This window comes from Ruixingdingia sedimenti, assembly GCF_031432425.1.
GTDB lineage: Bacteria > Pseudomonadota > Alphaproteobacteria > Rhodobacterales > Rhodobacteraceae > Ruixingdingia > Ruixingdingia sedimenti.
In genome coordinates this window covers 60,058-78,738 of record NZ_JAVKPH010000003.1, presented here as the reverse complement: position 1 = coordinate 78,738, position 18,681 = coordinate 60,058, and the positions used below count along the sequence as shown (strand labels likewise).

General features: G+C 70.6%; 23 protein-coding genes and 2 tRNA genes. 10 read left to right on the top strand and 15 right to left on the bottom strand.

Translation table 11 applies throughout. From position 1 onward, the window contains the following. Positions 1-108: 108 nt before the first annotated feature. The 6 genes from RGD00_RS03890 to RGD00_RS03865 form a co-directional block, all read right to left on the bottom strand. Complete coding sequence (locus RGD00_RS03890) at positions 109-1,305, bottom strand: cytochrome P450 (RefSeq protein ID WP_310455980.1); 1,197 nt, start codon at positions 1,303-1,305, stop codon at positions 109-111. A 4-nt stretch (positions 1,306-1,309) separates the two neighbouring features. Next, a complete protein-coding gene (locus tag RGD00_RS03885) occupies positions 1,310-1,600 on the bottom strand; it encodes a DUF1330 domain-containing protein (protein ID WP_310455979.1) in 291 nt (96 codons plus the stop codon). An 11-nt stretch (positions 1,601-1,611) separates the two neighbouring features. Continuing rightward, a complete protein-coding gene (locus tag RGD00_RS03880; protein WP_310455978.1) occupies positions 1,612-2,364 on the bottom strand; it encodes an SDR family NAD(P)-dependent oxidoreductase in 753 nt (250 codons plus the stop codon). Positions 2,365-2,377: 13 nt separating this feature from the next. Further along, entirely contained in the window at positions 2,378-3,163 is a 786-nt protein-coding gene (locus RGD00_RS03875) for an SDR family NAD(P)-dependent oxidoreductase (protein ID WP_310455977.1), read from the bottom strand. An 82-nt stretch (positions 3,164-3,245) separates the two neighbouring features. Further along, positions 3,246-3,896: a GntR family transcriptional regulator gene (locus RGD00_RS03870; RefSeq protein WP_310455976.1), complete on the bottom strand. Its 651-nt coding sequence runs from the start codon at positions 3,894-3,896 to the stop codon at positions 3,246-3,248. 29 nt (positions 3,897-3,925) lie between these two features. Then, positions 3,926-4,624 carry a M48 family metallopeptidase gene (locus tag RGD00_RS03865; protein WP_310455975.1) on the bottom strand — a complete coding sequence of 233 codons (699 nt, stop codon included), beginning with the start codon at positions 4,622-4,624 and terminating at the stop codon, positions 3,926-3,928. 146 nt (positions 4,625-4,770) lie between these two features. Here RGD00_RS03865 and RGD00_RS03860 point away from each other — a divergent pair, with 146 nt between their 5' ends. Both RGD00_RS03860 and RGD00_RS03855 read left to right on the top strand, forming a co-directional pair. Continuing rightward, positions 4,771-5,097, top strand: a complete 327-nt coding sequence (locus RGD00_RS03860; RefSeq protein ID WP_310456142.1) for a TIGR02300 family protein — start codon at positions 4,771-4,773, stop codon at positions 5,095-5,097. Positions 5,098-5,185: 88 nt separating this feature from the next. Further along, positions 5,186-5,261 (top strand) — tRNA-Ala (locus RGD00_RS03855). A 55-nt stretch (positions 5,262-5,316) separates the two neighbouring features. Here RGD00_RS03855 and RGD00_RS03850 read toward each other — a convergent pair. Beyond that, entirely contained in the window at positions 5,317-6,051 is a 735-nt protein-coding gene (locus tag RGD00_RS03850) for a GNAT family N-acetyltransferase (RefSeq protein WP_310455974.1), read from the bottom strand. An 86-nt stretch (positions 6,052-6,137) separates the two neighbouring features. On the opposite strand from RGD00_RS03850, the gene msrB reads away from it, so the two are divergent. The 7 genes from msrB to RGD00_RS03815 all read left to right on the top strand — a co-directional run bounded on the left by msrB (position 6,138) and on the right by RGD00_RS03815 (position 11,977). Beyond that, a complete protein-coding gene (gene msrB / locus RGD00_RS03845) occupies positions 6,138-6,533 on the top strand; it encodes a peptide-methionine (R)-S-oxide reductase MsrB (protein WP_310455973.1) in 396 nt (131 codons plus the stop codon). Positions 6,534-6,643: 110 nt separating this feature from the next. After that, positions 6,644-8,389 carry an arginine--tRNA ligase gene (gene argS / locus RGD00_RS03840; RefSeq protein WP_310455972.1) on the top strand — a complete coding sequence of 582 codons (1,746 nt, stop codon included), beginning with the start codon at positions 6,644-6,646 and terminating at the stop codon, positions 8,387-8,389. Between the two features lie 81 nt (positions 8,390-8,470). Next, positions 8,471-9,334, top strand: a complete 864-nt coding sequence (locus RGD00_RS03835) for an SPOR domain-containing protein (RefSeq protein ID WP_310455971.1) — start codon at positions 8,471-8,473, stop codon at positions 9,332-9,334. Continuing rightward, complete coding sequence (locus RGD00_RS03830; protein ID WP_310455970.1) at positions 9,331-10,323, top strand: glycoside hydrolase family 3 N-terminal domain-containing protein; 993 nt, start codon at positions 9,331-9,333, stop codon at positions 10,321-10,323. The genes RGD00_RS03835 and RGD00_RS03830 overlap by 4 nt, the downstream gene beginning before the upstream one ends. Continuing rightward, the gene (locus RGD00_RS03825) at positions 10,316-11,107 is read left to right on the top strand and encodes a segregation and condensation protein A (RefSeq protein WP_310455969.1); all 792 of its coding nucleotides are present in this window, start codon (positions 10,316-10,318) and stop codon (positions 11,105-11,107) included. The genes RGD00_RS03830 and RGD00_RS03825 overlap by 8 nt, the downstream gene beginning before the upstream one ends. Beyond that, entirely contained in the window at positions 11,107-11,745 is a 639-nt protein-coding gene (gene scpB, locus RGD00_RS03820; protein WP_310455968.1) for an SMC-Scp complex subunit ScpB, read from the top strand. Before RGD00_RS03825 ends, scpB begins: the two co-directional genes overlap by 1 nt. Positions 11,746-11,764: 19 nt before the next feature. Then, positions 11,765-11,977, top strand: coding sequence for a hypothetical protein (locus RGD00_RS03815; RefSeq protein ID WP_310455967.1), 213 nt, complete (start codon positions 11,765-11,767; stop codon positions 11,975-11,977). A 222-nt stretch (positions 11,978-12,199) separates the two neighbouring features. Here RGD00_RS03815 and RGD00_RS03810 read toward each other — a convergent pair whose 3' ends face one another. From RGD00_RS03810 to RGD00_RS03775, 8 genes are all read right to left on the bottom strand, one after another. Beyond that, the gene (locus RGD00_RS03810) at positions 12,200-13,273 is read right to left on the bottom strand and encodes a 2'-deoxycytidine 5'-triphosphate deaminase (protein ID WP_310455966.1); all 1,074 of its coding nucleotides are present in this window, start codon (positions 13,271-13,273) and stop codon (positions 12,200-12,202) included. A 72-nt stretch (positions 13,274-13,345) separates the two neighbouring features. Next, positions 13,346-13,423, bottom strand: a tRNA-Pro gene (locus RGD00_RS03805). Between the two features lie 61 nt (positions 13,424-13,484). Beyond that, positions 13,485-14,519 carry a MerR family transcriptional regulator gene (locus RGD00_RS03800; protein WP_310455965.1) on the bottom strand — a complete coding sequence of 345 codons (1,035 nt, stop codon included), beginning with the start codon at positions 14,517-14,519 and terminating at the stop codon, positions 13,485-13,487. Positions 14,520-14,532: 13 nt separating this feature from the next. Continuing rightward, positions 14,533-14,835, bottom strand: a complete 303-nt coding sequence (gene ihfA / locus RGD00_RS03795; RefSeq protein WP_310455964.1) for an integration host factor subunit alpha — start codon at positions 14,833-14,835, stop codon at positions 14,533-14,535. Positions 14,836-14,917: 82 nt separating this feature from the next. Continuing rightward, entirely contained in the window at positions 14,918-15,889 is a 972-nt protein-coding gene (locus RGD00_RS03790) for a beta-ketoacyl-ACP synthase III (RefSeq protein WP_310455963.1), read from the bottom strand. Further along, positions 15,886-17,007: a phosphate acyltransferase PlsX gene (plsX, locus tag RGD00_RS03785; protein ID WP_310455962.1), complete on the bottom strand. Its 1,122-nt coding sequence runs from the start codon at positions 17,005-17,007 to the stop codon at positions 15,886-15,888. Before plsX ends, RGD00_RS03790 begins: the two co-directional genes overlap by 4 nt. A 22-nt stretch (positions 17,008-17,029) precedes the next feature. Next, positions 17,030-17,236: a 50S ribosomal protein L32 gene (rpmF, locus tag RGD00_RS03780; RefSeq protein WP_310455961.1), complete on the bottom strand. Its 207-nt coding sequence runs from the start codon at positions 17,234-17,236 to the stop codon at positions 17,030-17,032. 151 nt (positions 17,237-17,387) lie between these two features. After that, complete coding sequence (locus RGD00_RS03775; RefSeq protein ID WP_310455960.1) at positions 17,388-17,936, bottom strand: YceD family protein; 549 nt, start codon at positions 17,934-17,936, stop codon at positions 17,388-17,390. 137 nt (positions 17,937-18,073) lie between these two features. Here RGD00_RS03775 and RGD00_RS03770 point away from each other — a divergent pair, with 137 nt between their 5' ends. After that, positions 18,074-18,511, top strand: coding sequence for an outer membrane protein assembly factor BamE (locus tag RGD00_RS03770; RefSeq protein ID WP_310455959.1), 438 nt, complete (start codon positions 18,074-18,076; stop codon positions 18,509-18,511). The last annotated feature ends 170 nt before the right edge of the window (positions 18,512-18,681 follow it).

The window sequence follows — 18,681 nt, the reverse complement described above, 5'->3', positions numbered from 1 at the left end:
TCACACCCCCGGCGCCGGCTGGTTCTCGAACCAGTGGCGCACCACCCGGCGCCCCGTGGGATATTTTCAGACAGAAAGTGAAGGGGGCCGCGGCGCCCCCTTCCTGTTTCAGGCGGCGATCAGGCGCAGCGGCAGGGTGTCGAGCGTGCGCAGCTGGTTGTGCAGCCGGTAGGCGGGCGGGCCGGCGAGGTCGATGCGGGCCACCCGTTCCATCAGCGCGGCCAGCAGCGCATCGGCCTCCAGCCGGGCGATGTTCTGGCCGATGCAGTTGTGATCGCCGGTGCCGAAGGACAGATGCACCCCGGCGCTGTCGCGCAGGATGTCGAAGGCATCCGGGCGTTCCCATTGCCGCGGGTCGCGGTTGGCGGCGCCGGGGTACATGCCGATCTTCATCCCGCCCTCCAGCGCGAAACCGTCGAGTTCCGCGCCCTGCCCCACCACCGCGCGGTAGACGACATGGAAGGGGGATTCGTGGCGCAAAGCCTCGTCATAGACGAAGCGGCGGCGGCCGGGGTTGGCCTGCAACAGCGCCCATTGATCGGGGTTGCGCGCCAGCTGGTGGATCGCGAAGCCGATCCCCGCCATCGTCGAATCCGACCCGCCCCGCACCAGCGAGCGGATGACATTCGCGGCAAAGCCGGGCTCGACCTCGCCCGCCGCCTCGGCCCGGTAGAATTCATCGGCGAGCGAGCCGGGGCGGACATGTTCCGGCTGGCAGCTTTCCAGAAACCATTCCATATACGGCTCGCCCGCCGCGAGGCCCTTTTCATGCAGCGCGTTCTTCGGCCCGGTCTGGTTGAAGGACATGTAGCCGATGGCGCGGATCGCCTCGGGGTTGTGGCGCAGGCCCATCGCCTTGGGAAAGCCGGTCAGCACCAGATCCTCGGCCAGATCGGCCACGCCGTCGCAATCGCCGCCGCGCGCCAGCACGGCATCGACCAGCGCGCGGGCGCGTTCCTCGAACACCTGGCGGAAGCTGCGGATGATCAGGGGCGACATGATCCGGTTCGCGGCGCGGCGGTTGGCGGTATGGGCGGGCGGGTCGATTTCCACCAGCAGGCTTTTCGGCCGCGCCTTCTGGGCCGGGTCGCGGGCGTCCTGGATGCCGACGCCGCTTTCCGAGGTGAAGCGGGCATGGTCGGAGAACACCTGTTTCACCGCATCGTAGCGGCCGACGGCATAGACGCCATGGGCGGGGATATAGGCCACCGGGCCGATCTCGCGCAGTTCGGCGTAGAAGGCATAGGGGTCGGCAAGGATGCCTTCGCCATAAGGATCGCGGTCGAGGGTGGGGGGCGCCTGCATCGGCCTATTCCTTCGTTTCCACCAGCAGCACGCGGTAATCGGCACCCATGTTGCGGTGGCGCAGCGCGGCGCGGTAGTCGTCGCTGTGGTACCAGGCGCGGGCATCCGCCATCGTGGGGAATTCCATCACCAGCACGGCCTCGGGTTCCGGCCCTTCCAGTCCGTCGTGGCCCTCGTAGCGCGCCAGCAGGCGGAAGGCGCGGCCCGCCAGCGTCTGGCGGGCGAGGGCGGAATAGGTTTCCATCTCTGCCGCATCGCGGGTGCGTTCGCGGATGGCGATGAAAAGCGCGGGCATGGACTGTCCTTTCAGTTGAAGGTGCGCCCGCCGTCGACCACCAGCACCTGGCCGGTGATGTAATCGGCCTGCGCGCTGGCGAGGAAGGCGATGGCGTTGGCGATGTCTTCGGGCCGGCCGGCGCGGCGCATCGGCACATTGGCCAGCGCGCGCGCCATCACCTCGGGCGCGCGTTCGGCGGCGCGGGTCATGATGGTCGAGGGCGAGACGGCGTTGACGTTCACCCCGAAGGGCGCGAGTTCGCGGGCGAGCGAGCGGGTGAAACCCACCACGCCCCCCTTGGCCGCGACGTAATCGGCGATATCCGCATCGCCCGCGTTGTAGGACCCCGAGCCGAGGTTGACGATCTTGCCCCGCCCGCGGTCGCGCATGCCCGGCACCACCTGCCGCGCGCAGAACATGGCGGATTTCAGGTTCAGGTCGATGACGTAATCCCAGACCTCGGGGTCGGAACACCAGAATTCGCGGTTTCTTTCGCGCGCCGATCCGCCGGCGTTGTTGACCAGCACATCGACCGGGCCGAGACGGCCCGCGATTTCGGCAAAGACATCGGCGACGGCGGCGCGGTCCAGCACATCCACCACGAAGCCCCGCGCCCTGCCCCCTGCGGCCGCGATCCGGTCGCAGACGGCGGCCAGCGCCGGGCCCTCGCGGTCCAGCAGCGCGAGCGTCGCGCCCTCGGCCGCCAGCCGCAGGGCGGTGGCCTCGCCTAGGCCATTGGCGGCGCCGGTCACTACGGCGATGCGGTCGTCGAACAGTCCCATCGGTTCCTCCGGCTCAGGCCCTGCGTTCGCTGACATGGCCGCCATCGGCCCAGTTGGGGAAATGGATGGAAAAGCCGCCATCGGCGGTCAGCACCTGCCCGGTGACATGGCGCGCATCGTCCGAGGCGAGGAACAGCACCACCGGCGCGACCTCGGCATAGGCCGCGACGCGGCCCGGGACATGGCGGCCCCAGGCATCGACCGCCGCGCCCTCGGGCACCTCGCGCATCAGGCCGGGCGCGATGGAATTGCAGCGCACCCCCTGCCGGCCGAAAGCGGTGGCGACATGGCGGGTGATCGCGTTCACCGCCGCCTTGGAGGCCGAATAGGCGCTGCGCACGTTTTCACCCATCTGGCCGGCGATGGACGAGGTGATGACGATCGACCCGCCGCCCCGCGCGATCATCGACGGCAGCGCCGCGCGGATGCACAGCATCGCGCCGCGCACGTTCACCGCGAAGGTCCGGTCCCAGAAATCGAGGTCGAGATCGAGGATCGACACCAGCCCGTCCGCGCCGTTGCCGACCATTCCGGCATTGGCGTGCAGGATGTCGATGCCGCCGAAGCTGTCGGTGGCCAGTTGCATCAGCGCCGCGACCTGCGCCGGGTCGGACACGTCGACAAGGGCCGTCGCCGCCTCGCCCCCGGCGGCGCGGATGTGCGCGGCGGTCTCGGCACAGTCGCGCAGATCGCCCAGAACCACCCTTGCGCCGCCCGCGGCCATCTGCACCGCCACCTGCGCCCCGAACCCCGAGGCCGCGCCGGTGATCACGGCCACCTTTCCGTCGAACCTGCCCATCGGATCCCCCTCGCCGGTCTTGCGGATGGGGAAGGCTGGCACGGGCGGCGGGCGCGGAATGCCCCATCCGCGCGGGACAGGCTCAGGCCGCCAGATGCCGCAGGCCCTGCGTCACATCGGTGCGCACCGCCAGCCGCAGGCCGGGTTCGTCGCCCGCACGCAGGGCGGCGATGATCAGCCGGTGGTGCTGGGGCGGTTCGTTCCGGCGCAGCTTGGAATAAAGGGCGCGCATCGTCGGCCCCAGTTGCAGCCACACCGTTTCCGTCAGCGCCAGCATCGCCGGGGCCTGCGCGCGCAGATACAATGTGCGGTGGAATTCCAGGTTGGTGCGGATATAGGCCACCGCATCCTGCCGCGCCACGGCCTCTGCGTTCAGGGCGTTGATCGCCGCCAGCCGGTCGATCAGCGCGAAATGCGCCCGCGGCAGCGCGCGCGAGGCCAGTTCCGGTTCGATCAGCGCGCGGATGGAGGCGAGTTCCTCGATCCGTTCCGACGACAGTTCCGGCGTCGCCACCCGGCCGGATGCCGAAAGCGTCAGCGCGCCTTCCGCCACCAGCCGCCGCACGGCCTCGCGCGCAGGGGTCATCGAGGTGCCGTGCGCCGCACCGATCCCGCGCAGCGTCAGCGCATGGCCGGGCGGCAGCTCGCCATGCATCACCTGCGTGCGCAGGGTGCGGTAGAGCCGGTCATGGGCCGCAAGGGCCGAGTCGGACGGACGGGCGCGCAATACCATGCGCCATCTTCACGCCCCGCGCCGCCGGGTCAATCCCCGCGCGGGCCGAACTGCCAGCCGTGCAGCGCATTGCCCTCTGCCCGCAGCCAGGCGCGCGGGGCGGCGTGCTGCGGCATCAGGCGCGCGACCACGGCCCAGAAGGCGGGCGAATGGTTCATTTCGGCCAGATGCGCAACCTCATGCGCCGCCACATAATCCAGCACCTCGGGCGGGGCCATGACCAGCCGCCAGTTGAACATCAGCACGCCCGCGGTGGTGCAGGACCCCCACCGCGACCGTGTGTCGCGCAGCACCAGACGGCTGTAGGGCCGGCCGAGCGCCGCGGCATGCCGGTCGCAGGCCGAGGCCAGCCGCCCCCGGGCAAGCGCCTTGAGGAAGGCCGCGATTCGCGGCCCCGCCAGCGCCGGATCGCCGGGCACCACCAGCCCCTCGGGCGTCACCCGCACCGGCCCCCGCGCGGGCCCCGCCAGCACCGGCACCCCCCGCCCCTCGATCGGCAGGATTCCGCCCGGCCCCGGCGCGCGCGGCGGCGGCACCCGGGCAAGCGCCGCGCGGATCCAGTCGGCGCGGTCGCGCAGGAAGGCCATCCCCTCGGATTCGCGCGCCCGCGCCGGCAGGGTCAGCGTCACGCGCCCGTCGAGGCTCGACACCCGCAGGCTGATCCGCCGCGCGCGGGCCGACCGGCGCAACGTGATCTCGACTTCCGGCAGGCCGGGCAGCGGCGGCATCAAGGCTCCTTCGCGCCGGGGATTCGCGGCCCGGCGGCAGGGGCGCAGCATAGCCGCTCCTGCCCTGCGGAAAAGCCCTTGACAGGGGCTGCGGGCTGTTCCAATGGGCCTTCCTTGGACCATCCGACACCGCAAGGGGAATGACCATGCCCAAGGCTGAATGGGGCACGAAGCGGATTTGCCCGACCACCGGCAAACGCTTTTACGACCTGAACCGCACCCCGATCGTCAGCCCCTATACGGGCGAGATCGTGGATATCGAATCCGCCCGCCGCAAGGCCGTGGGCGCGATCATCGCGCAGGAGGCCAAGGCGTCGAACCTGCTCGACACCGATCTGGATGCCGACGACCTGATCGAGGCCGATGCCACCGAGGACGCGGATCTGGACGAGGAACTGCTCGAGGACGACGAGGACGAGACGGTTTCGCTCGACGATCTGGCCGATGTGGCGGGCGACGACGAGGAAGTCTGACAAACCGTGGCGGGGGCGCATTTTCCACTTGCAGCCGCCTCCGCCCCGCACTAGAAGCCACGTCACCGAGATGATCGGTACCTCCGGTGGGGCCATAGCTCAGTTGGGAGAGCGCTTGAATGGCATTCAAGAGGTCAGGGGTTCGACTCCCCTTGGCTCCACCAAAATCTCCAAAGACTTGAAAACGGGCCGCTTTTTGCGGCCTTTTTCATGTGCTGCTCAGCCCGCCACGCCCCGCAGCAGGCGCGCGCGGGCGGGGGGGATGGCGCCGATTTCCAGCCCGGTGAAAACGTGGAGCGTGTTCAGGTCGCGGTCCACCACCGCATGGTCGGACACCCAGCCCCCCATCACCAGATAGGTCCGCAGCAGGGGCGGCATCGTCAGCAGCGCGCGCTTGCGGTCGGGTTCGCGGCGCGCCAGACGGCGGGCGAAACGGAAGACCTGCGGCGCCTTGACCCGCGGCAGCCAGCGGCGCGGGGCGAGGTGGCGTTCGCGCAGCATGGCGAAGGCGTCGAGGTATACCTCGGCCTCGGTCCCCTTGAAGGAGGAACAGCCGAACAGCATCCGCACCCCGTTGGCATCGACAAAGCGGGTCATCGCCCCCCAGGCCACGCGCAGGATGTCGGGGTCGCGCCGGTCGGGGTGGATGCAGAATCGGCCCATCTCGACCATCGGGCCGTCGAAAGCCTCCAAAGCCCCAAGGTCGTAATATTGCGCCGAATAGCTGCGCCCGATCTCGCACCCCGAGGTCAGCGGCAGCAGGCGGAAACAGGCGGCCAGCGCCCCGGTGCGGGTTTCCTCGACCAGCACATGGCGGCAGATCGCATCGAAGGCATCGGCGTCCAGCCCCGCGCTCCCCCGGAAACACAGATGGCGCAGCCCCTGCGCCGCCGCCATATCGGCAGGGGTTTCGGCGAAACGGGCGGCATAGCGGCCCTTGCGCAGTGACAGCATCGCACACTCCTGTCCCGGGCATCTTGCCCTGCGGACCCTAACATACAACATATGACACCGAAGCGACATCTGAAGCGGAGCCCCCGATGACCGGCAAGATCACCCGCAGCGACGCCGAATGGCGCGCGCAGCTTTCCGACCTCGCCTATCGCGTGACGCGCCAGCACGGCACCGAACGCGCCGGCAGCCACCCCGGCTTTCCCGAAGGGCCGGGCACCTTCACCTGCACCTGCTGCGGCGCGCCCTTGTTCGACAAGGCGGCGAAGTATGAAAGCGGGTCGGGCTGGCCCTCGTTCTTCCGCCCGGTCGAGGATGCGCCCTTGGAGGCGGTGATCGACAACAGCCACGGCATGACGCGCACGGAAATCCGCTGCGCGCGCTGCGAGGCGCATCTGGGCCATGTCTTTCCCGACGGCCCCGCCCCCACGGGCCTGCGCTATTGCATCAACGGCGTGGCGCTGGATTTCCAGCCCGAGGACTGAGGGCAGGGGAGATCAATGCCGATCCGGCCAGCCCGCACCACGAACGCCCCCGCCGCGGTTGACCCGGCATGTCCGCGTGATAAACCCGCGGGCAGACCAAGGTGGGCATGATGAACCTTTTTGACGACATTCGCGCGCTGGTCCTGACCGCGCTGGACGAAATCGAGGCGGCGGGTGGCCTGCCCGCGGGGCTGGACCGGGGCGCCGTGACGGTGGAACCCCCGCGCGACGCCGCGCATGGCGACATGGCGACCAATGCCGCGATGGTGCTGGCCAAACCCGCGGGCCTGCCCCCCCGCACCATCGCCGAGGCGCTGGCCGGCCGCCTTGCCGCCGATCCCCGCATCGCCAGCGCAGAGGTGGCGGGGCCCGGGTTCCTCAACCTGCGGCTCGCGCCCGGGGTCTGGCAGGGGCTGGTGCGCGCGGTGCTGACCGCCGGGGCCGGTTACGGCCGGTCCGCCCTCGGCGCCGGGCGGCGGGTGAATGTCGAATTCGTATCCGCCAACCCCACCGGGCCGATGCATGTCGGCCATACCCGCGGCGCGGTCTTCGGCGATGCGCTCGCGCGCCTGCTGGCCTTTGCCGGCTGGGACGTGACGCGCGAATACTACATCAACGACGGCGGCGCGCAGGTCGAGGTGCTGGCGCGGTCCGCCTATGAACGCTACCGCGAGGCGCATGGCCTGTCGCCCGAGATCGCCGAGGGGCTTTATCCCGGCGACTACCTGATCGAGGTGGGCGAGGCGCTCAAGGCCGAATACGGCGACCGTTTTCTCAACCGGCCCGAATCCGAATGGCTGGACATCGTACGCGAATTCGCCACCGAACGGATGATGGCGATGATCCGCGACGACCTCGCCCTTCTGGGGGTGGAGATGGACGTCTATTCGTCCGAACGCGCGCTCTACGGCACCGGGCGGATCGAGGCGGCGCTGGACACCCTGCGCGGCATGGGGCTGATCTACGAAGGCGTGCTGGAACCGCCCAAGGGCAAGACGCCCGAGGACTGGGAACCCCGCGAACAGACCCTGTTCCGGTCCACCCTGCACGGCGACGACGTGGACCGGCCGGTGAAGAAATCGGACGGCAGCTGGACCTATTTCGCCCCCGACATCGCCTATCACTACGAGAAGATCACCCGCGGCTTCGACGCGCTGATCGACATTTTCGGCGCCGACCATGGCGGTTACGTCAAGCGGATGAAGGCCGCGGTCGCCGCGCTGTCGCAAGGCCGGGTGCCCCTGGACATCAAGCTGATCCAGCTGGTGAAGCTGTGGAAGAACGGCGAACCCTTCAAGATGTCGAAACGCGCCGGCACCTTCGTGACGCTGCGCGACGTGGTGGAACAGGCGGGCCCGGACGTGACCCGCTTCGTCATGCTGACGCGCAAGAACGACGCCGCGCTCGATTTCGACTTCGACAAGGTGCTGGAACAGTCCAAGGACAACCCGGTCTTTTACGTCCAGTACGCGAATGCGCGGGTGAATTCCGTCCTGCGCCGGGCGGCGGAGGCGGGGCTGGTCGTCGATGACGCCACGCTGGCGGCGGCCGACCTGACGCGGCTGTCGCATCCGGCGGAACTGGCGCTGGCGCGCAAGCTGGCCGAATGGCCCCGGCTGGTGGAAATCGCCGCCCGCGCGAACGAGCCGCATCGGGTGGCCTTCTACCTCTACGAACTCGCCTCGGATTTCCACGGGCTGTGGAACCGCGGCAACGACGACCCCGCCCTGCGCTTCGTGCAAGAGGGGCATCCCGACACCAGCCGGGCGAAAATTGCCCTTGCGCGGTCCGTGGGCGTTGTCATTTCCGCTGGTCTTGGTATCTTGGGGGTCAAGCCGGTCGAGGAAATGCGCTGATCAACAGGCGCAGTCGTCCGGCATGGCAGGCAACAAGCGGTCAGCGCCCCGTCAGAGGGTAGCCCCGCGACGGAGCAGGACATGGCCGAGGCGAATTTCGATGAATTCGTGACGGGCGCGCATGCGCCGCGTCGCATCCATTTCGGGCGCATGGTGAACATCGCGGGCGGCGTGACCTCGGTCGCGCTGGTGTTGGGGGTGGCCTTCTGGGGCTACCGGCTGGCGGTGCGCGACGTGTCGGGCGTGCCGGTGATCCAGGCGATGGAAGGGCCGATGCGCATCGCGCCCGAGGATCCGGGCGGCGCCACCGCCGCGCATCTGGGCCTTTCGGTCAACGGCGTCGCCGCTGCCGGCGCGGCGGGCGAACTGCCCGACCGCATCGTGCTGGCCCCCCGCCCCGTGGGTCTGGCAGAGGACGACGCGGCGGGCCTGGGCCAGGCCGCCCCCGCCGCAGAGATCCCCGTGGCCCCCGCGCCCGCCGCCGTCGCCGCGGCGGTGGAACGCACGCTGGCGCTGGCCGACGAACTGGTATCCGCCGATGCCGCCCCCGCCTTCACCCCGCCCCCGGGCGCCGTCACCCGCTCGCCCCGCCCCCGGCCGCGCCCGCTCAGCACCGCCGCGGCGGTGTTGACCCAGGTGCAGGCGACCTCGGCCTTCGTCGATGCGCCCGAGGTGGACCCCGCCACCCTGCGCCCCGGCACAAGGCTGGTGCAGCTCGGCGCCTTCGACACGGCGGAAATCGCGCGCGCCGAATGGGCCCGCATCGCCACCCGCGCCGGCGCGCTGATGGAGGGGAAGGAACGCGTGATCCAGCCCGCCACCAGCGCCGGGCAGGATTTCTTCCGCCTGCGCGCCAAGGGCTTTTCCAGCGAGGATGACGCGCGCCGCTTCTGCGCCGCGATCGAGGGCGACGACCTGCGCTGCGTGCCGGTCACGCACCGATGACCTCTGCCGCCATCCTGGGCTGCGCGGGGCCGGTGCTCGGCCCCGGCGAGGCCGCGTTCTTCCGCGAGGCCGCGCCCTGGGGCTTCATCCTGTTCGCGCGCAACATCGAGGACCCCGGCCAGATCCGCCGCCTGACCGCCGCCCTGCGCGATGCGGTGGGGCGCGATGCGCCGGTGTTCATCGACCAGGAGGGCGGGCGGGTACAGCGCCTGCGCCCGCCGCACTGGCGCGACTGGCCCGCACCGCTGGATCAGGTTCTGGCCGCCGGGGCGGATGCGCCGCGCGCGATGGAACTGCGTTATCGGCTGATCGCGGCGGACCTGCGCGCCCTCGGCATCGACGCGAACTGCGCGCCGACCTGCGATATCGCGGGGCCTGCGACGCATCCCTTCCTGCACAACCGCTGTCTGGGGCTGGATGCCGCCGCAGTCGCCGCCGCGGCGCGGGGGGCGGCGCGGGGGATGCTGGCGGGGGGCGTCCTGCCGGTGATCAAGCATATCCCCGGCCACGGCCGCGCCACCGCCGACAGCCACCTGAGCCTGCCCGTCGTCACCACCCCGCTGGCGGAACTGGAGGCGACCGATTTCGCCCCCTTCCGCGCGCTGGCCGACCTGCCGATGGCGATGACCGCGCATGTGGTCTATACTGCGCTCGACCCCGATCTGCCGGCCACGCTGTCGCCTGCGGGCATCGCCGCGATCCGGGGTGGGATGGGCTTCGACGGGCTGCTGATGACCGACGACATGTCGATGCAGGCGCTTTCGGGCGATCTGGGCGCACTGACGGCACAGGCGCTGGCCGCCGGCTGCGACGTGGCGCTGCATTGCAACGGCGACCGGGCCGAGATGGCGGCGGTGGTGGCCGCTGCCGGCCCCCTGCATGGCGTTGCTGCGGATCGCGCCGCCGCCGCGCTCGCCCGCCGCCACGCCCCCGAGGAGGCCGACCTGACGGCACTGGCCCGCGACCTCGCCGCCCTCGCCGATGGCTGACCGGGGCCAACCCGCCCTGCCGCTGTCCCCGCCCGTCGCCGAACGCCTGGCGGCAGAGGCGCTGATCGTCGATGTGGACGGGTTCGAGGGGCCGCTCGACCTGCTTTTGAACCTCTCGCGCACGCAGAAGGTGGACCTGCGCCGCATCTCGGTGCTGCAACTGGCCGAACAATACCTCGCCTTCGTCGACCGCGCCAAGGCGCTCAGGATCGAACTGGCGGCGGATTATCTGGTGATGGCCGCCTGGCTCGCCTATCTGAAATCCCGCCTGCTGCTGCCCCCCGACCCGACCGAGGAAGGCCCCTCGGCCGAGGACATGGCCGCCCATCTGGCGTTTCAGCTGGAACGGCTGCAAGCCATGCGCGAGGCGGCGGCGCAACTGATGGCCCGCCCGCATCTGGGCCGCGACACCTTCGCCCGCGGCCAGCCCGAAGAGGTGATCCGCAGCCGCAAGGTGGAATACGGCGCGACGCTGCTCGACCTTCTGCACGCCTATGCCCGCATCCGCACCCGCGACGAATTCCGCCCCTTCGCCTTCGACCGCCGCGATGTCTATACGATGGAACAGGCGCTGGATGCGCTGCGCCCGCTGATCCCGCAGGCGGTGGACTGGACGGCGCTTGCCGACTGGCTGCCCGAAGGCTGGCGCACCGCGCCCCGCCGGCGGCGATCCGCCACCGCCGCCACCTTCGCCGCGGCGCTGGAACTGGCGAAACAGGGCCATATCGCGCTAAGACAGGCAGAGACCTTCGCCCCCATCGAAGTCCGCCGGAAAGACCGCTGATGCAGCCCGCGCCCACCGTACCGGAAGAACCCTCGCTCTTTGCCGCGCCCCCCATGGGCGAACAGGAACGCATGGCAGAGGCGATCCTGTTTGCCGCGACCGAACCCGTGACGGTGGCCGAACTCGCCAGCCGCATGCCGCTCGGCTGCGATCCGGCAGAGGCGCTGGCGCATCTGGTGCGCCGCTATGACGGGCGCGGGGTGCGGCTGGTGCGGGTGGGCGACGGATGGGCCTTCCGCACCGCGCCGGACCTCGGGCACCTGATGCACAAGGAAGTGGTCGAGACGCGCAAGCTTTCCCGCGCAGCGATCGAGACGCTGGCCATCGTCGCCTATCACCAGCCGGTGACGCGCGCGGAAATCGAGGAAATCCGCGGCGTCGCCGTCAGCCGCGGCACCATCGACCAGCTGATGGAACTGGACTGGATCCGCCTCGGCCGCCGCCGCATGACCCCGGGCCGCCCGGTGACTTTCATGGTCACGGAACGCTTCCTCGACCATTTCGCGCTGGAATCGACGCGCGACCTGCCGGGGCTGAAGGAACTGCGCGCGGCCGGGCTGCTGGACAGCCGCCCCCTGCCCGGCGCGGGCGAGGACGACGACCAGCCCGCCGGCCAGAGCGAGCTTTTCGAGGACTGATCCCGAAGGAGGGAAGGCCATGAACGTCGACCAGATCATCAACCGCCTGATCCGCCTCTTCACCCGCAAGGCGGTGAATTACGGCGTCCGCAAGGGCGCGGACATGGCCGCCGGCAAGGGCAAACCCGCGGCGCAGATGACGAAGGCCGAACGCGAACAGGCAAGGAAGATGCGCGAGACGATCAAGACCGCCCGCCGCGCCGCGCGCCTGACCCGCCGCATCGGCCGCTGACCCCGCCCGCGCGCCCCCGACGGGCGGCGCAGGGGGCATTCTGCCCCCTCTTGGCTGCGCCAATTCACCCCCTGAGGATATTTCCGGACAGAAAGTGCGGAAGGGCACGCCCCCCATCACTTTCTGTCCTTAAATATCCCCGCCGGAGGCTCCTGCCCCATCCGCCCGCACCGCCGCCGGGCGCGGGATCCGCAGGCCGGGGCTTGCTCCTTCATGGGCGCGTCAGGGGCGGAAATGCTTCGACAGCTTCAACCCCTGCCCCTGATAGTTCGACGCGATCCCCGCGCCATAGAGCGTATCGGGGACCGCCGCCATGCGTTCATAGACCAGCCGGCCCACCACCTGCCCGTGTTCCAGTACGAAGGGCGCCTCGTGGCAGCGCACCTCCAGCACCCCGCGCGACCCCGCGCCGCCCGCAGCCGCATGGCCGAAGCCGGGGTCGAAGAAGCCCGCGTAATGCACCCGGAACTCGCCCACCATCGCCAGATAGGGCGCCATTTCGGCGGCGTGGTCGGGCGGGATCGTCACCGCTTCCTGGCTGACGAGGATGTAGAACGCGCCGGGGTCGAGGATCAGATGGCCGTCGCGGGCCTGCAACTCCTCCCAGAAATCGGCCGGGTCGTAGGCGCCGATGCGGTCGAGGTCGATCATGCCGGCATGCGGCTTGGCGCGATAGCCCATCAGCCCCGCCCGCGGCCGCAGGTCGACCGAGAACCCCAGACCGTCCGAAATCACCGCCGGCCCGTCCACCAGCCCCACGCGCGCGTGCAGCGCCGCCAGCGCCGCATCGTCCAGCACCGCATGGCCGCGGCGGAACCGCATCTGGTTGAGCCGCATCCCCGGCCGCACCAGCACCGAAAACGATCGCGGACAGATCTCGGCATACAGCGGGCCGGTATACCCCGCCGGGATCCGGTCGAATTCCACCCCGCCGTCGGTGATCGTCCGCGTCAGAAGATCGAGCCGCCCGGTGGAGCTTTTGGCATTCGCCACCGCCGTCAGATCGCCGGGCAGCGCCAGATGTTCCATCAGCGGCACGACATAGACGCAGCCCTTTTCCAGCACCGCGCCGCGCGTCAGGTCGATTTCGTGCATGCCGAATTCGGCGATCCGGTCGGCCACGCGGCGCCCCTGCCCCGCGAGGAACGAGGCGCGCACGCGATAGGCCACCGTGCCGAGCCGCAGGTCGATGCTGGCGGGCTGGATCTGCGCGGGCAGGATCGGGGGATCGGCCGCGATCGCGCCGCTGGCGGCCAGCGCCCGGATCGCCTGTGCCGGTAGAACGCCTTCGGCCATGCCTGCCCCCGCCGTTGTTCCTACATACAAAACCGCCCGCCGGCCAATGCGGCGGGCGGGCGGTTTTCGGTATGGTCGGGCCGGCGAGATTCGAACTCGCGACCTTCCGCCCCCCAGACGGACGCGCTAACCAGGCTGCGCCACGGCCCGACGGGGGCACTCTTAGCGACAATCACGCCCGGGGCGCAAGGGCGAAAACGCATGGGCGCGATCAACCGCGCCGGCCGCGGGCGGCGGCGGTCTGGCGGCGGTGCAGATCGGTCAGCCGGGCATGGACGGACAGCAGCGCCGCGCGGTGGCGGCCAAGCGCCGCGGGCCCCAGGCGGCGCAGGCGGGCGGCGGCGGTGGGCGCGGCCCCGGTCTCTGGCACGGGGTCCTCTGCGGCGATGTCCGGGAGGGATATCGTCGCAGATTCGGGGGGAACGGATTCGCGGGCCGGATCGGCCGGGGCGGCAGGTTCGGGGTCCGGCAGGGAATCGGGCGCAGGCGGCGGGGCCGAATCGGCGGGCGGTGCGGCGTGGTTGAACAGGTCGCTCTGGCGGGGGTCCATCGCGGCATCCTCAGGCTGGGGGGCGGTGTCCTCGGGCATGGGGTCGGCCTCCGGCGGGGGCGCGGCGGGGTCCGGCACCGGCGGGGCGGCGGATACGAGCGACAGGCGGGGCGCGGGCCGGGACGATGCCTCGGCCCCGGGCAGGACGGCGGGTTCGGCGACACCGCCGGGCTGGCCCGCGTCATCGGGAAGGTCTGCGGGGGCGGCAAATGCTTGTCCGGCCACATCTTCCCCCGCATCCGCCGAGGCGGCGTCTGCGGACAGGTCCAACGGGTCGGCGGCCTCCGGCACAGGCTCCACGCCGGGCGCCTCGGGCGGATCGGGGCGTTCCGGCAGGTCCGTCGGACCCGGGGCCGCCGCGGGTGGAGCGGCGGTTTCCGGCGGCTGCGCCGGGGGAATGGCCGCCGGCGCACCCGCCGGGACAACGGCCTCCGGCAGGTCCATCACATGGCGCACGCCCTGTTCGCGCAGGATCTTCTGCACGCCCCGGATCGTCATTCCCTGATCATGCAGCAGCGCCCGGATCCCGGCCAGCAGCGCGATGTCGGCGGGGCGGTAATAGCGCCGCCCGCCCGCCCGCTTGACCGGGCGCACCTGGGGAAACCGCGTTTCCCAGAAGCGCAGCACATGCGGCGGGGTCTCCAGCAGGTCGGCGACTTCGCTGATGGTGCGGAAGGCGTCGGGAGACTTCTCCATCCGCCGGGTCCTTTCAGCGTTTCGGCCCGGCCGCGACCCGATCCTTCATCAGATGCGACGGCCGGAACGACAGCACCCGGCGGGGCGAGATCGGCACTTCCTCGCCCGTCTTGGGGTTGCGGCCCACGCGCGCGGCCTTGTCGCGCACGGAAAAGGTGCCGAAGGACGAGATCTTGACCGTCTCGCCCGCGACCAGCGCGTCGGACACATGGGTCAGCACCGCCTCGACCAGCTGCGCCGCCTCGTTCCGCGATACGCCCACGGCACGGAACACCGCCTCGCTCAGGTCCATCCGCGTCAACGTCTTGCCGGACATGCCATCCCCCTGTTCCCGGATTTTCACGGCAGGATGCGGGGTTTGAATTTCCGAGTCAATATCAACGGCTTGTAGCGGGGCCTTACCAGCGCAGAACCACCGCCCCCCAGGCGAGCCCGCCGCCGATCGCCTCGCACACCAGAAGGTCGCCCGGCTTGATCTGCCCGCGCGCCTTGCCGACCGACAGCGCCAGCGGAATCGAGGCGGCAGAGGTGTTGCCGTGATCCTGCACCGTCACCACCACGCGGTCCATCGGCACCTGCATGCGCTGCGCGGTGCCCTGGATGATCCGCAGGTTGGCCTGATGCGGCACGATCCAGTCCACATCCTCCCCGCTCAGCCCTACGCGATCCAGCGCGGCATGGGCGGTTTGCGCAAGTTTCTCAATGGCATGGCGGAATACTTCCTTGCCGAGCATGCGCAGGTGGCCGGTGGTGCCGGTGGACACGCCGCCATCGACATAAAGGATGTCGCGCTGCCGCCCGTCGGATTGCAGGTCGCAGGACAGCACGCCGCGGTCGTCGGTGTTCCCCTGCCCCTCTGCCGCCTCCAGCACCAGCGCGCCGGCGCCGTCGCCGAACAGCACGCAGGTGGTGCGGTCGGTCCAGTCCATCAGGCGCGAAAAGGTTTCCGCCCCGATCACCAGCACCCGCCGCGCCATGCCGCCGCGGATCATCGCATCGGCATTGGCCAGCGCAAAGACGAATCCGGCGCAGACGGCCTGCACGTCATAGCCATAGCCCCGCGTCATCCCGAGGCCGGCCTGCACCATGGTGGCGACGGACGGAAAGGTCAGGTCCGGGGTCGAGGTGGCGACGATGATCGCGTCGATATCCTCTGCCGTCAGGCCCGCATCGGCCAGCGCCGCCTGCGCCGCGCGCACCGCAAGGTCCGATGTCGTCTGCCCCTCGGCGGCGAAATGGCGCCGCTCGATGCCGCTGCGGCTGCGGATCCATTCGTCGCTGGTGTCGATCGTGGCTTCGAATTCGGCATTCGGCACCACCCGCTCCGGCAGATAGTGCCCGACACCCTTGACGACGGCTCTTGTTGTCATTCCAGATTACCGTTCAACGCCCCGAGACCGGCAGCATCCTGCCCCGCCGCCCCGGCGGATGCAACCCGCGCCGCCAGACGGTCCTGAAATCCCGATTTTGCAAGCAGATAGGCCAGCCGGATGGCGGCGGCGACGCCGGTCGCATCGGCTGCGCCATGCGATTTCACCACCGTGCCGTTGAGGCCCAGGAATACCCCGCCGTTCACCCGGCGCGGGTCGATGCGCTTTTGCAGCCGCTTGAGCGAGGTCAGCGCCAGCAGGGCCGCGATCTTCGACAGGAAGGTGGCGTTGAACGCCTCGCGCAGGAAGTCGCTGATGAGCTTGGCCGTGCCCTCGCCGGTCTTGAGCGCGATATTGCCGGTGAAGCCGTCGGTGACGATCACATCCACCCGGTCGCCCGGGATGTCGCCGCCCTCGACGAACCCGTGATAGCTGAAATTGCCCGCCTCGGCCCCGGCGGCCAGCATCTCGTTCGCCTCTTTCAGTTCCGCGCGGCCCTTGTGTTCCTCGGTGCCGACGTTCAGCAGGCCCACCCGCGGCCTGGCCAGCCCGAGGCCGTTGCGCGCATAGGACGCGCCCATGGTGGCGTATTGCAACAGATCCGGCGCCTCTGCCTTGATGTCGGCGCCCACGTCCAGCATCACGTTGAAGCCGGTGGGGTTGCGCGAGGGCCAGAGGCAGGCGATGGCCGGGCGGTTCACGCCCGGCAGCTTGCGCAGCCGGATCATCGACACCGCCATCAGCGCACCGGTATTGCCGCAGGATACGGCGACCGTGGCCTCCCCCTGCTTGACCGATTCGATGCAGGACCACATCGAGGTGCCCTCGCCATGGCGCATGACCTGGCTGGGGCGGTCCTCCATCGTCACCACGCGCGGGGCGTGGCGGATGGTGCAGCGCCCGGCGAGCGCGCGGCGGCGCCCGACCAGGGGCGCCAACGCGGCCTCGTCGCCGTGCAGGATGAAGCTGACATCGGGATGCGCGGCGGCGGCGCGGGCCAGACCCGCGACCACGGCCGCAGGCCCGCGGTCGCCCCCCATCGCATCGACGGACAGCACGACCCCGGGCCCCTGCCCGGCAGCCGCCCCGGTATCCGTCAGATCGCTGCCGGTTGCCATGACGAAAGGATGTCAGGCGGGATCAGGCCGCGTCGTCGTCCAGGTCGACCTCGGCCGCGGTGGCGACCACCTCGCGCGAATCGTAGTGGCCGCAGGCGCCGCAGACGTGGTGCGGGCGCTTCAGCTCGCCGCAGTTCGGGCATTCGTTGGGGTTCGACGCGACCAGCGCATCATGGGCACGGCGCATGTTGCGGCGCGAACGGGTGACTCGGTTCTGCGGGACAGCCATGTCTCGACCTCGGTGTTGGGGGGGACAGGCCCCGGAAATCCTTGCGGAAAGCGCGCTGCCCGGCATAGCCGGACGGACCCTGCGCGAGCCTCCTTGCGAGGCGCGGAACATAGCCGGTTTGCGGCCGGGCGCAAGCCCCTTTCTGGCCGGCTCAGCCCTTGTCGCCCTCGCCGCCGGGGCGCAGCCTGGCCAGCGCCGCGAAGGGGCGCAGGTCGGCATCGCGCAGGGCCGCGACCCCGGGGGCGGCAAAGACCGCCTCGCCCAGTTCGGCGCCGGGCGCGCGCGGATAGTCGGGCAGCGCCAGCGCCAGTGCCTCGACCATGACCGCGCCGAGGTCGATCACCTCGGGCAGGGGTTCGAGCGTGTCGTCCTCGGGCATCTCGACCTCGGCCCCCTCGGGCGCGGCCATGCCGGCGACATAGCGGCGCGCGACGGGCACGTCGATGCGGCTGCGCACGGGGACGAGCGTGACGACGCAGGGCTGGTCGACCGTGGCCTCCAGCCGCGCCTCCAGCATCACATCGGCGCGGCCCGCCGGGCGCAGGTGGCCGGCAAAGGCCAGATCCGCCACCGCATTGATGCCGAGCGTGGCGGCGATCGCCGCGCAGGCCGCCGCATCGGGGCGCAGGTCGAACGCGCGGTCGCGCCGGCCCGTCAGGTCGGCGGCGCGCACGGGATGGGTATAGGGAAGATCGGTCAACGGCGCCTCCGGTCAGCGATGGGGTTCCGTGCGCAGGGGCGCGTTCCTTCCTTGAACCGCCCCCGGTCATCCTTTAAGCGGATAGAAGGCTTCCCCGGGCAAGGCAAGAGGGCGTGATGGCGAAGGCGGGATTGGGCATGCGCGGTGCCCTCGCGGGGCTCGTGCTGCTGGCGGTGGCGGGTTGCAGCGCGGTCTACCGCAACCACGGCTATGCGCCGACCGATGCCGAACTGGCGGAAATCGCGGTCGGCAAGGACAACCGCGACACCGTGGCCGCCGAAATCGGCCGCCCCTCGGCAGAGGGGCTGCTGTCCGACGACAGCTGGTATTACGTGCAAAGCCGCTGGCGCCATTTCGGCGCGCGCGCCCCGCAGGAGGTCGACCGCCAGGTGGTGGTCGTCAGCTATGCCACGAACGGCACGGTGGCGAATGTGGAACGCTTCGGGCTCGAGAACGGCAATGTCGTGCCGCTGTCGCGCCGCGTCACCAGCACCAATGTCAAGGGCATCGGCCTGATCCAGCAACTGCTGCGCAACGTCGGCCAGATCGACGCGGGCCGCCTGTTGGGCGACTGACGCGCGCCGCGGCCGTGGCGGGGACGGCGCCGGGGGCTTCGCGCCCCCGGACCCCCGCGGGATATTTGCGGACAGAAAGTGAGCAGGACCGGGACTTGGACACGGCCCGTTCACTTTCTGTCCTTAAATATCCCCGCCGGAGGCCCCTGCCCTTCGCACCGGGCCCGCGG

What these genes read in the sequence shown, in the direction of transcription:
- RGD00_RS03890 (WP_310455980.1), bottom strand. Translation starts at nt 1,305, where the DNA reads ATGCAGGCGCCCCCCACCCTCGACCGCGATCCTTATGGCGAAGGCATC.
- RGD00_RS03885 (WP_310455979.1), bottom strand. Translation starts at nt 1,600, where the DNA reads ATGCCCGCGCTTTTCATCGCCATCCGCGAACGCACCCGCGATGCGGCA.
- RGD00_RS03880 (WP_310455978.1), bottom strand. Translation starts at nt 2,364, where the DNA reads ATGGGACTGTTCGACGACCGCATCGCCGTAGTGACCGGCGCCGCCAAT.
- RGD00_RS03875 (WP_310455977.1), bottom strand. Translation starts at nt 3,163, where the DNA reads ATGGGCAGGTTCGACGGAAAGGTGGCCGTGATCACCGGCGCGGCCTCG.
- RGD00_RS03870 (WP_310455976.1), bottom strand. Translation starts at nt 3,896, where the DNA reads ATGGTATTGCGCGCCCGTCCGTCCGACTCGGCCCTTGCGGCCCATGAC.
- RGD00_RS03865 (WP_310455975.1), bottom strand. Translation starts at nt 4,624, where the DNA reads ATGCCGCCGCTGCCCGGCCTGCCGGAAGTCGAGATCACGTTGCGCCGG.
- RGD00_RS03860 (WP_310456142.1), top strand. Translation starts at nt 4,771, where the DNA reads ATGCCCAAGGCTGAATGGGGCACGAAGCGGATTTGCCCGACCACCGGC.
- RGD00_RS03850 (WP_310455974.1), bottom strand. Translation starts at nt 6,051, where the DNA reads ATGCTGTCACTGCGCAAGGGCCGCTATGCCGCCCGTTTCGCCGAAACC.
- msrB (WP_310455973.1), top strand. Translation starts at nt 6,138, where the DNA reads ATGACCGGCAAGATCACCCGCAGCGACGCCGAATGGCGCGCGCAGCTT.
- argS (WP_310455972.1), top strand. Translation starts at nt 6,644, where the DNA reads ATGAACCTTTTTGACGACATTCGCGCGCTGGTCCTGACCGCGCTGGAC.
- RGD00_RS03835 (WP_310455971.1), top strand. Translation starts at nt 8,471, where the DNA reads ATGGCCGAGGCGAATTTCGATGAATTCGTGACGGGCGCGCATGCGCCG.
- RGD00_RS03830 (WP_310455970.1), top strand. Translation starts at nt 9,331, where the DNA reads ATGACCTCTGCCGCCATCCTGGGCTGCGCGGGGCCGGTGCTCGGCCCC.
- RGD00_RS03825 (WP_310455969.1), top strand. Translation starts at nt 10,316, where the DNA reads ATGGCTGACCGGGGCCAACCCGCCCTGCCGCTGTCCCCGCCCGTCGCC.
- scpB (WP_310455968.1), top strand. Translation starts at nt 11,107, where the DNA reads ATGCAGCCCGCGCCCACCGTACCGGAAGAACCCTCGCTCTTTGCCGCG.
- RGD00_RS03815 (WP_310455967.1), top strand. Translation starts at nt 11,765, where the DNA reads ATGAACGTCGACCAGATCATCAACCGCCTGATCCGCCTCTTCACCCGC.
- RGD00_RS03810 (WP_310455966.1), bottom strand. Translation starts at nt 13,273, where the DNA reads ATGGCCGAAGGCGTTCTACCGGCACAGGCGATCCGGGCGCTGGCCGCC.
- RGD00_RS03800 (WP_310455965.1), bottom strand. Translation starts at nt 14,519, where the DNA reads ATGGAGAAGTCTCCCGACGCCTTCCGCACCATCAGCGAAGTCGCCGAC.
- ihfA (WP_310455964.1), bottom strand. Translation starts at nt 14,835, where the DNA reads ATGTCCGGCAAGACGTTGACGCGGATGGACCTGAGCGAGGCGGTGTTC.
- RGD00_RS03790 (WP_310455963.1), bottom strand. Translation starts at nt 15,889, where the DNA reads ATGACAACAAGAGCCGTCGTCAAGGGTGTCGGGCACTATCTGCCGGAG.
- plsX (WP_310455962.1), bottom strand. Translation starts at nt 17,007, where the DNA reads ATGGCAACCGGCAGCGATCTGACGGATACCGGGGCGGCTGCCGGGCAG.
- rpmF (WP_310455961.1), bottom strand. Translation starts at nt 17,236, where the DNA reads ATGGCTGTCCCGCAGAACCGAGTCACCCGTTCGCGCCGCAACATGCGC.
- RGD00_RS03770 (WP_310455959.1), top strand. Translation starts at nt 18,074, where the DNA reads ATGCGCGGTGCCCTCGCGGGGCTCGTGCTGCTGGCGGTGGCGGGTTGC.